The 10,614-nt window shown below is 72.9% G+C and carries 10 protein-coding genes; 1 reads left to right on the top strand and 9 read right to left on the bottom strand.

Features of this window, described 5'->3' with window-relative positions:
- Positions 1-105: 105 nt before the first annotated feature.
- A complete protein-coding gene (locus ACH9EU_RS17625; protein ID WP_396415207.1) occupies positions 106-2,370 on the bottom strand; it encodes a polyribonucleotide nucleotidyltransferase in 2,265 nt (754 codons plus the stop codon).
- Positions 2,371-2,618: 248 nt separating this feature from the next.
- A complete protein-coding gene (rpsO, locus tag ACH9EU_RS17630) occupies positions 2,619-2,888 on the bottom strand; it encodes a 30S ribosomal protein S15 (protein WP_396415208.1) in 270 nt (89 codons plus the stop codon).
- Between the two features lie 274 nt (positions 2,889-3,162).
- On the opposite strand from rpsO, the gene ACH9EU_RS17635 reads away from it, so the two are divergent.
- Positions 3,163-4,032: an aldo/keto reductase gene (locus tag ACH9EU_RS17635; protein WP_396415209.1), complete on the top strand. Its 870-nt coding sequence runs from the start codon at positions 3,163-3,165 to the stop codon at positions 4,030-4,032.
- A gap of 40 nt (positions 4,033-4,072) precedes the next feature.
- Here the strand turns inward: ACH9EU_RS17635 and ACH9EU_RS17640 are convergent, their stop codons facing one another.
- From ACH9EU_RS17640 to infB, 7 genes are all read right to left on the bottom strand, one after another.
- On the bottom strand, positions 4,073-5,068 hold the full coding sequence (locus ACH9EU_RS17640) for a bifunctional riboflavin kinase/FAD synthetase (RefSeq protein WP_396415210.1): 996 nt from the start codon (positions 5,066-5,068) through the stop codon (positions 4,073-4,075).
- Positions 5,069-5,089: 21 nt separating this feature from the next.
- A complete protein-coding gene (locus ACH9EU_RS17645; RefSeq protein WP_396415211.1) occupies positions 5,090-5,722 on the bottom strand; it encodes a GNAT family N-acetyltransferase in 633 nt (210 codons plus the stop codon).
- 155 nt (positions 5,723-5,877) lie between these two features.
- On the bottom strand, positions 5,878-6,351 hold the full coding sequence (locus ACH9EU_RS17650) for a hypothetical protein (protein ID WP_396415212.1): 474 nt from the start codon (positions 6,349-6,351) through the stop codon (positions 5,878-5,880).
- 49 nt (positions 6,352-6,400) lie between these two features.
- The gene (locus ACH9EU_RS17655) at positions 6,401-6,772 is read right to left on the bottom strand and encodes a hypothetical protein (RefSeq protein WP_396415213.1); all 372 of its coding nucleotides are present in this window, start codon (positions 6,770-6,772) and stop codon (positions 6,401-6,403) included.
- Positions 6,772-7,833, bottom strand: a complete 1,062-nt coding sequence (gene truB / locus ACH9EU_RS17660) for a tRNA pseudouridine(55) synthase TruB (protein ID WP_396415214.1) — start codon at positions 7,831-7,833, stop codon at positions 6,772-6,774. Before truB ends, ACH9EU_RS17655 begins: the two co-directional genes overlap by 1 nt.
- A 14-nt stretch (positions 7,834-7,847) precedes the next feature.
- A complete protein-coding gene (rbfA, locus tag ACH9EU_RS17665; protein ID WP_396415215.1) occupies positions 7,848-8,297 on the bottom strand; it encodes a 30S ribosome-binding factor RbfA in 450 nt (149 codons plus the stop codon).
- Between the two features lie 120 nt (positions 8,298-8,417).
- On the bottom strand, positions 8,418-10,614 hold a 2,197-nt coding region (gene infB / locus ACH9EU_RS17670; RefSeq protein ID WP_396415216.1), incomplete at its 5' end, for a translation initiation factor IF-2.

Below are 10,614 nucleotides of genomic sequence, written 5' to 3' on the forward strand. Positions count from 1 at the left end.
GGGGGTGGTTCCCCGGCCGCGGTCGCCCGCCTCCAGCGGCAGGTCGACTGCCGTCATCCGGTGCTGCTTCCTGTGCTCGTGGGTGCTGCGCGGGACGGACCCGGCTCAGCCCTCGGTGGCGTGGTCGTCGTCGTGGAAGACGTTGGGCTCCTCCGCGACCACGGGGGCCAGCGAGAGCTTGCCCCGGTCGTCCACCTTGGTGATCTCCACCTGGACCTTCTGGCCCACGCCGAGCACGTCCTCGACGTCGGTGACCCGCTTGCCCTCGTTGAGCTTGCGCAGCTCCGAGATGTGCAGCAGGCCGTCCTTGCCCGGGGTGAGGGAGACGAACGCGCCGAAGGCGGTCGTCTTCACGACGGTGCCGAGGTAGCGCTCCCCGACCTCGGGGACCTGCGGGTTGGCGATCGCGTTGATCGTCGCCCGGGCCGCCTCGGCCGAGGGGCCGTCGGTCGCGCCGATGTAGACGGTGCCGTCGTCCTCGATGGAGATGTCCGTGCCGGTGTCCTCCTGGATCTGGTTGATCATCTTGCCCTTGGGGCCGATGACCTCGCCGATCTTGGAGACGGGGACGGTCACGGAGATCACGCGCGGGGCGAACTCGCTCATCTCGTCCGGCTGGTCGATGGCCGCGGTCAGCACGTCGAGGATGTGCAGGCGGGCCTCGCGGGCCTGGGTCAGCGCCGCGTCCAGGACGGAGGACGGGATGCCGTCGAGCTTGGTGTCCAGCTGGATCGCGGTGACGAACTCGGCGGTCCCGGCGACCTTGAAGTCCATGTCGCCGAGGGCGTCCTCGGCGCCGAGGATGTCGGTCAGCGCGGCGTAGCGGGTCTCCCCGTCCACCTCGTCCGAGACCAGGCCCATGGCGATGCCCGCGACCGGGGCGCGCAGGGGCACGCCGGCGTTGAGCAGGGACAGGGTCGAGGCGCAGACGGAGCCCATCGACGTGGAGCCGTTGGAGCTCAGCGCCTCGGAGACCTGGCGGATCGCGTAGGGGAACTCCTCGCGGGAGGGCAGCACCGGGGTGATGGCCCGCTCGGCCAGGGCCCCGTGCCCGATCTCGCGGCGCTTCGGGGAGCCCACGCGACCGGTCTCGCCCGTGGAGTACGGCGGGAAGTTGTAGTGGTGCACGTAGCGCTTGGTCTTGACGGGCGAGAGCGAGTCGATCTGCTGCTCCATCTTGAGCATGTTCAGCGTGGTGACGCCCATGATCTGGGTCTCGCCGCGCTCGAAGATCGCCGAGCCGTGCACGCGCGGCAGGACCTCGACCTCGGCGGTGAGCTGGCGGATGTCCGTCAGGCCGCGGCCGTCGATGCGGACCTGCTCGGTGAGGATGCGCTGGCGCACGGTCTGCTTCGTCAGGGCCTGGTAGGCGCCGTTGACCTCGTCGCGGCGGTCCGCGAAGGGCTTGCCCTCTCCGGCGAGCTCGGCCAGGGTGCCCTGGTGCAGCTCGTCGGTCGCGGCCTCGCGCTCCTGCTTGTCGGCGATCGAGTAGACCTCGGCGAGCCGGGACCCGACGTGTGCGGCCACGGCCTCGCGGACGTCGTCGCCGAAGCCGCCGAAGCGGGGCAGCTCCATGTCAGGCTTGCCCGCCCGGGCCCTGAGGTCGGCCTGGGCGTCGCACAGGGCCTTGAGCGCCGGCTTGGCGGCCTCCAGCCCCTCGGCCACGAGCTCCTCCGTGGGGGCCACGGCGCCGTTGTTCTTGATGAGGCTCCACGAGTTGTCGGTGGCCTCGGCCTCGACCATCATGATCGCGACGTCGTCGGAGCCGTCCTTGCCGGTCACGACGCGGCCGGCCACGGCCATGTCGAACACGGCGTTCTCGAGCTGGGAGTGCTTGGGGAAGGCCACCCACTGGTGCCCGCCGTCCTCGCCGGCCATGAGCGCCATGCGCACGCCGCCCACGGGCCCCTGGAAGGGCATGCCCGACAGGGTCGTGGCCATGGACGCGGCGTTGATCGCGACGGTGTTGTAGATCTCGTCCGGGTTCATGGACAGGATCGTCACGACGACCTGGACCTCGTTGCGGATGCCCTTGCCGAACGCGGGGCGCAGCGGGCGGTCGATGAGGCGGCAGGTGAGGATCGCGTCCGTGGAGGGGCGGCCCTCGCGGCGGAAGAACGAGCCGGGGATGCGCCCGGCGGCGTACATGCGCTCCTCGACGTCCACCGTCAGGGGGAAGAAGTCGAATCCCTCGCGCGGGGACTTGCCCACCGTGGTGGCGGCGAGCATGGTGGTGTCCTCGTCGATGGAGACGAGGGTGGAGCCGGCGGCCTGCTTGGCGAGGCGGCCGGTCTCGAAGCGCACGGTGCGCTTTCCGTAGGAGCCGTTGTCGATGACGGCTTCGGCGTACTGGATCTCGGGACCCTCCAAGGGTCACCTCCGTTTCGTGTCGGCGGGGCGGCCCGCGACCACCCGGTCTTCGATCGAGATCCACGGAAGGTCCGGGGCCGAGGCGGCCGTCCGGGGTCCGGAGATCACTACCGAGGACCGCGAATGATCGGCGCGGTCGCTCCTGCGTTCTGGGTGGGTGTCGTGTCGGTCCGTCCGGACTCGGTGCCGGGCGGGTGCGGTGCTCGGCGGCGTCCCCCCGTGGCCGGGCGGACGCCGCCGGGTGCCGACTAGCGGCGCAGGCCGAGCCGCTGGATGAGCGAGCGGTAGCGCGCGATGTCGGTGTCGTGCAGGTAGGTCAGCATGCGACGGCGGCGACCGACCAGGGCCATCAGGCCGCGGCGGGTGTGGTGGTCGTGCTTGTGCTGCTTCAGGTGCTCCGTCAGATCGGCGATCCGACGGGTCAGGACCGCGACCTGCACCTCGGGCGAACCCGTGTCGCCCTCGTGGGTCGCGTACTCCTTGATGATCTCCTGCTTGATGGCGGCGTCAAGTGCCACGTGTAACTCCGTTCGAGTCAGTACCGTGCGTCCCGGACGACGGGATCGTCGCCGGGTCCCGGGGCTGCCCGGGGGTCCGACAACCACGGACTGCAGTCGGACCGCGGTCGAGTCTACCGGACGCGCGCACGTGGCCCCAGCCCGGCGGCACGGCGGGCCGGGTCCACGGCGCGGTGGGCTGGGCGCGCCCCGGGGCGTGGGCCAAGATGGAGGGCACACGACGACGAGGTCCGGGCCCCCGGGCCCGGCCGCCCAGAGGAGCCAGGAGCAGCGCGTGAGCAAGGACCAGAACGACGACCGGGGCCTCGGGCCCGCCGACCGCACCCACGTGATGCGGGACTCGCACCGGATCCCGGCGATCGGGCTCGGCACCTATCCCATGGACGACGCCGAGGCCGAGGCGAACGTCGCCGAGGCCCTGATGCTCGGCTACCGGATGGTCGACACCGCCGTGAACTACGGCAACGAGACCGGTGTGGGGCGGGGGATTGCCGCCTCGGGCGTGGACCGGGAGGACGTCTTCCTCACCACGAAGCTCCCCGGCCGCGACCACGGCACCGACTCCGTGCGGCGCTCGCTCGAGGGCTCGTTGCGGCGCCTGGACACCGACCACGTGGACCTGTACCTCATCCACTGGCCCAACCCGTCGGTCGGGCGGTACGTGGAGACCTGGCAGACCATGCTCGAGCTCCAGCAGGAGGGCCTCGTCCGGTCCGTGGGCGTGTCGAACTTCACCCCGACCCACGTGCTGCACCTCGAGGAGGCCACCGGCGTCACCCCGGTGGTCAACCAGGTGGAGCTGCACCCGCAGTACCAGCAGGAGCGCCTGCGGGAGTTCCACGACCAGCACCGCATCATCACGCAGGCGTGGTCCCCGCTGGGCCGGAAGACCGACCTGCTGCAGGACGAGTGGCTCGCCGGGATCGCCCGGCAGACCGGCCGGACCCCCGCGCAGGTCGTCCTCCGGTGGCACGTGCAGTCCCGCACCGTGCCGATCCCGAAGACGTCCGACACGCGGCGGATGGCGGAGAACCTCGACGTCTTCGACTGGGAGCTCGACGACGAGCAGATGCACCGCCTGCGGATGCTGCACACCGGGATCAGCGGCTCGGGCTACGACCCCGACACCCACGAGGAGATGTAGGACCGCCCCCGTGCGGCCGCATCCGGGGGTGCTCCGCGGCTCAGGACTCCGCGGCCAGGATCTCGCGCGTGCGCCGGACGTCGTCGTCCATCTGGGCCACCAGCTTGTCGACGCCCTCGTAGGCGACCATCCCGCGCAGCCGCTCGACGAACTCGACGGCCACGTTCTGGCCGTACAGGTCGAAGTCCTCGATCCGCTCACGGGGGCGGTCGATCACGTGGGCCTCCACCTGCCGCGGGACGTTCTCGAACGTGGGGTTGGAGCCCACGGAGATCGCGGTGGGCCAGCGGGTCCCGTGCCCGTCGACCAGCCATCCGGCGTACACGCCGTCGGCGGGCACGAAGCCCTCCGCGTCCGGTGAGAGGTTGGCCGTGGGATAGCCGAGCTCGCGCCCGCGCGCGGCCCCGTGCACGACCTCACCGCGCACCCGGTGGTTGCGCCCGAGCAGCCGGGCTGCCGCGTGCACGTCCCCGGCCTGCAGGCAGGCCCGGATCCAGGTGGAGGAGCAGCGGCGCTGCCCGGCGCCCGCCGCACCCGGCGGCTCGTGCCCGTCCTCGGGCAGGTCCACGAGGTCGTCGACGACGCGCACCTCGAACCCGTGGCGCTCCCCCAGGTCCCGGAGGGTGTCGACGTTGCCGGAGTTGCCCTGGCCCAGGCGCGTGTCCGAGCCGACCACGAGGCAGCGCGCTCCGAGGGGCCGGACGAGCGTGCCCAGCACGAATTCCTCGGTCGTCCGGGCGGCGACCTCCAACGTGTACTCCAGCACGAGCACGGCGTCCGCGCCGGTCCGTTCGATCGCGTCCAGCTTGTCCTCGGTCCCCATGATGAGACCGGGGTGGCTGTCCGGACGGTGCACCTGCGCGGGGTGCGGGTCGAAGGTCACGACCACCGAGGTCCAGCCGCGTCCCCGGGCACAGTCGACGAGCTGCCGAATGACCTGCTGGTGACCCCGGTGGACGCCGTCGAAGTTGCCGATGGTGACGACGGACGGGCCGAAGCCCGGTGGGACGTCAGAGAGATCTCGCCAGCGGAACACGGTTCTCCTCGCAGGAAGGGGTCAGGACAGGGCGGTGCGGGGCGCGTCGGCCCCGGGGGACGACGGCCCGTCCCAGGGCGACCGGGGGAACGGGGGGTCGCCGGCACCGAGGGTCAGGATCCAGGCGTCCACCGAGGCCCCCCGCTGCTCCATGAACCCGTCGATCCGCACCGGGGAGTGGAACCCCAGCCGCCACGCCAGCTTCCGGCTGGCCCAGTTGGGGACCTTGACCATCCAGTAAGCATAGGTGAGCCCCAGCCGGTCGAACGCGTGCTCGAGCAGCAGCCGGCAGGCGGCCTCCGCGGCACCCGTGCCGCGGGCGTGGGGGCCGAAGTTGAGCCCCACGTCCGCCGTCGTGCCCCGCAGCGCGTTCAGGCCGACCGTGCCCAGCAGACGGTCGGTGGCCGCGTCCACCGCGGCCCAGTTGTACTCCCGGCCGCTGCGCCAGGCGTCGGGGACGAACTCCTCGACGTACCATCGGGCGTCGTCCTCCGTGTAGCCCAGCGGCACGGTCGTGAACCGCGCGGACACGGGGTCCGCGCAGTTGCGGGCCAACTGCGGGACGTCGCGCGACTCGAGCCGGCGCAGGGTCACGGTGCCGTCGGTGAGGACGGGGACCTCGTAGTTCTCGGCGCCCTCGGGGCGTACGGGCATCGGTCGGACTCCTCTCTCGGGGCGCGCGGCGCGGGGCGCTCGGGCCCGCGAACGAGCCTACCCGCTGCGCACGGGAGGCACGTGCCGCACGGCGGGCGGGCCCGGGTGCCGCACGGCGGGGCCGGGGGCTGCACGCCGGGCCCGCGGTGCGGTGCTCAGGCACCGCCGGACGGTCGGCTGCGCCGCAGCCAGTACAGACCCACGACCGGCAGGACGAGGGGCACCCAGCCGTAGCCCCGGCCGAACCCGGACCACACGCTCTCCTCCGGGAACAGCTCCGGTGCGAGCACGGAGAGCGTGCCCACCCCGAGGACGCCCACCAGCTCGACGAGGACCGCCGCCGTCGCCACGCGGTGCCACAGCGCACCGGGCCGGGCGAGGGCCACGGTGGCGAGCACGTAGACCGCCGCCGCGAAGGCCGAGAGCAGGTACGGCAGCGGGGCCGCCCCGAAGTCGGTCAGGATCTGGTACAGCGAGCGGACCCCGGCCGAGAGGGAGAAGACGCCGTAGGCCACGACGACGAGCCGCCCGAAGCCCGAGGACTTGCCGTCGGCCCGCACGGAGCCGGCGCGAGGACCGAAGCGCTGCTGCAGCCGGGTGGGGCCGGGCCGGGCGGGGTCGCGGTTCATGGGTGCTCTCCTGCGCGGGGCGTGGTGCGGCGGGGGTCGGGGGTGCGGCTCACTGGTAGTACCAGATCCAGTTCATCCGGTAGACCATGACGGTGACCACCGGCCCCGCGGCCGCCAGGACGTAGTTGGACCAGGCCGAGCGCTCGACGAGCGACCAGACGAAGGTCCCGGCCGGGATGAGCAGGGCGGTCAGCAGGTAGCCCCAGTACTCGAGGGCCGATCCCGTGGGACCGGGACCCGTCACGTGCATGACGACCGTGCCCACGGCGTAGGCGAGCAGGAAGGCCTCCAGCAGCAGCACCGAGCCCTGGGTCCAGTCGTCGGGCCGCCGGCCGCGCAGGGCCTGGACCGCGCAGACCAGGAAGGAGAGGGACCCCAGCAGCACGCAGGCCCAGAACCAGCCGTCGAGGCCCCACAGCATCAGCGCCCCTCCTCACCGTCGGCCGGGAACCGCTCCCCCGGCAGGAACACGAGCACGGGCTTGGCGGTGCGGGCGCCGCGGTGGCCGCGGTCGGCCAGCAGCGCCACGAGCCGTCCGTCCGGGGCAAAGCCGGCCGTCACGTGGTCCTCGCCGGACCCGCTGCCGGGGTCCTCGGCCGGGCCGCCGGGGCCCCCGGCGGGCTCCCCGGCGCTCGGTCCGATCCGCCGGCCGTGGGCGACGTCCTCGGCCTCACCGGCCGTGAGCCGGCGGACGGGGAACAGCCCGGCGGCGGCCTCCTCCAGGCTCGTCACCGGCAGCGAGCGTCCCGCGGCCACCACGTCGGCCAGCTGCTCCAGCGTCGCCGCGTGCTCGAGCCCCAGGGCGCCGACACGGGTGCGGCGCAGCACGGTGAGATGACCGCCCACGCCGAGGCCGGCACCGAGGTCGCGGGCCAGCGCGCGGACGTAGGTGCCGCTGCTGCACGTCACGGTCGCCTCGACGTCGAGCACGGGCCGTCCCTGCTCGTCGCGGGTGCGCACCGTCCGGTGCACGTCGAACGCGGAGACGGTCACGGGACGGGCCGCGAGCTCGACGTCCTTGCCGGCGCGGACCTCGGCGTACGCGCGGCGGCCGTCCACCTTGATCGCGCTGACCTTCGCCGGGACCTGCCGGAGCCGCCCCGTCAGCCGGGCGACGCCGGCCGCCACGGCCTCGTCGGTCAGGCCGGCCACGGCCGCGGGCTGCGCGACGGCGACGACCTCGCCCTCGGCGTCGTCGGTCACCGTGGTCAGCCCGAGCCGCACGGTGGTCTCGTAGGTCTTCTCCTGGCCCACGATCCACGTCAGCAGGCGGGTGGCCTTCTCCACGCCCACGACGAGGACCCCCGTGGCCATGGGGTCCAGGGTGCCGGCGTGGCCGACCTTGCGGGTCCCTGCGAGCCGGCGCATGCGCGCGACGACGTCGTGGCTGGTCCAGCCGGCGGGCTTGTCCACGACGACGAGCCCGGACACCGTCGGCAGGGACGGGTCCGGGCTCGGGACGTCGGCTCGTGAGCGGTCCACCGGGTGCGGGCGGCTCAGCGGTCCTCGGAGGACTCGGCGTCCTCCTCGGCCGGCCGGCGGTACGGGTCCTCCCCCGCGGCCCAGCTGGCGGCGGCGGCCTGCGCGGCCACCTCGGCGTCCTTCTCCTTCGCCGCGCGCAGCACCTCCTCGAGGTGCGAGGCGTTGACGGGGATCTCGTCGGGCACGAAGGTGAGGGTCGGCGTGAGGCGGGCGGTGATGTTGCGACCGACCTCGCTGCGCAGCACTCCCTTCGCCGACTCGAGCGCGGCCCGCGTGTTCTGCTGCTCCTCCGCGGTGCCGAACACCGTGTAGTAGAGCGTGGCGTGCTGGAGGTCGTTGGTCACCCGGGCGTCCGTGATGGTCACGAAGCCCAGCCGGGGGTCCTTGACCCGGCGCTCGAGCGCCTGGGCCACGACCACCTTGATCCGGTCGGCGAGTCGGGCGGCGCGTGCTGCGTCGGCCATGGTGGATGCTCCTCGGGTCGGGACGGTGCGGTGGGACGGCCGCGGCCCGGGCGGGCCCGTGGGGGCTCGCCCGAGCCGTGGCCGGGTGCCCCGCGCTCGGGGCGCGGGGCCGGGGACGGGTCAGGCGCGCGGCTTCTCGCGCATCTCCCACGTCTCGATGAGGTCGCCCTCGTGGATGTCGTTGAAGGAGCCGAGCCCGATGCCGCACTCGTAGCCCTCGCGGACCTCGGTGGCGTCCTCCTTGAACCGCCGCAGCGAGTCGATCGACAGGTTCTCCGCCACGACGCTGCCGTCCCGGACGAGCCGGGCCTTGGCGTTGCGGCGGATGGTGCCCTTCGTGATGTAGGCACCGGCGATGTTGCCCCACTTCGAGGAGCGGAACACCTCGCGGATCTCGGCGGTGCCGAGGTCCACCTGCTCGTACTCCGGCTTGAGCATGCCCTTGAGCGCGCTCTCGACGTCGTCGATGGCGTTGTAGATGACCGAGTAGAACTTCATCTCGACGCCCTCGCGGTCGGCGAGCTCCGCGACCCGCTCGGCCGGCCGGACGTTGAAGCCGATGATGATGGCGTTGTCCACGGTCGCCAGGTTGACGTCGTTCTGGGTGATCGCGCCCACGCCGCGGTGGATGACGCGCAGCTGGACCTCCTCGCCCACGTCGATCTTGAGCAGCGAGTCCTCCAGCGCCTCCACGGCGCCGGACACGTCGCCCTTGATGATGAGGTTGAGGGTGTCGATCTTGCCCTGGGCCACGGCCTCGTCGAAGGACTCGAGGGTGATCCGCTTGCGGCGCTTGGCGAGCTGGGCGTTGCGGTCCGCGGCCTGTCGCTTCTCGGCGATCTGGCGCGCGGTGCGCTCCTCCGCGGTGGCCAGGAACGTGTCACCCGCCCGGGGCACCGAGTCGAGACCCAGCACCTGCACGGGGCGGGACGGGCCCGCCTCGTCGACGGGCTTGCCGTTCTCGTCGAACATGGCGCGCACGCGTCCGTAGGCCGCTCCGGCCACGATCGCGTCGCCGACGCGCAGGGTTCCGGACTGCACCAGAACGGTCGCGACGGCGCCGCGGCCCTTGTCGAGGTTCGCCTCGATGGCCACGCCGCGGGCGTCCTTGTTCGGGTTCGCCTGGAGCTCCAGGGCACCGTCCGCGGTCAGCACGATCGCGTCCAGCAGCTCCTCGATGTTGAGGTTCGCGCGTGCGGAGACGTCGACGAACATGGTGTCGCCGCCGTACTCCTCCGGGACCAGGCCGTACTCGGTGAGCTGGCCGCGGATCTTGTCCGGGTTCGCCTCGGGCTTGTCGATCTTGTTGACGGCCACGACGATCGGCACGCCGGCGGCCTGGGCGTGGTTGAGCGCCTCGACCGTCTGCGGCATGACGCCGTCGTCGGCGGCCACCACGAGCACCGCGATGTCGGTCACCTGCGCACCACGGGCACGCATGGCGGTGAACGCCTCGTGGCCCGGGGTGTCGATGAAGGTGATCTCCCGCTCCGCGCCGTCCAGCTCCTTGCTGATCTGGTAGGCGCCGATGTGCTGGGTGATGCCGCCGGCCTCCCCCTCGATCACCTTGGTGTTCCGGATGGCGTCGAGCAGACGGGTCTTGCCGTGGTCGACGTGGCCCATGACCGTGACGACCGGAGGGCGCGCCTCCAGGACGTCCTCACCCTCCGCCGCGGCCTCGGCCTCGAGGTCGATGTCGAAGGACTCGAAGAGCTCGCGCTCCTCGTCCTCCGGGGAGACGACCTGGATCCGGTAGCCGAGCTCCTCGCCGAGCAGCTGGAAGGTCTCCTCGTCGAGCGACTGCGTCTGGGTGGCCATCTCACCGAGGTGGATCAGCACGGTGACCAGCGAGGCCGGGTTCGCGTTGATCTTCTCGGCGAAGTCCGTCAGGGACGCGCCGCGGCGCAGCCGGACGACCGTGTTGCCGTCGCCGTGGGGCACCGAGACGCCACCGACCGACGGCGCCTTCATCTGCTCGAGCTCCTGGCGCTTCGCCCGCTTCGACTTGCGCTGCTTGCCGCGGGCACCACCGCGCCCGAAGGCGCCCTGGGTGCCGCCGCGCCCGCCCCGGCCGGGACCGCCGCCGGGACGCGAGAAGCCGCCACCGCCGCCGGGACCGCCGCGCCGGGGACCGGCGCCGCCGCCACCCGGGCGGGCCCCGATCGGGGCCACCTGCGAGGTGTGGCCGGGCATCATGTTGGGGCTGGGGCGCGGCCCGCCGGGGCGGGCAGCGCCCTGCGGACGAGGACCTCCGGCCCCCTGCGGACGGGGACCGCCGGCGCCCTGCGGACGCGGGCCGCCCTGGCGCTCGGGCCGG

Source organism: Kocuria rhizosphaerae, assembly GCF_044462265.1.
In the GTDB taxonomy this organism is placed as follows: Bacteria; Actinomycetota; Actinomycetes; order Actinomycetales; family Micrococcaceae; genus Kocuria; species Kocuria rhizosphaerae.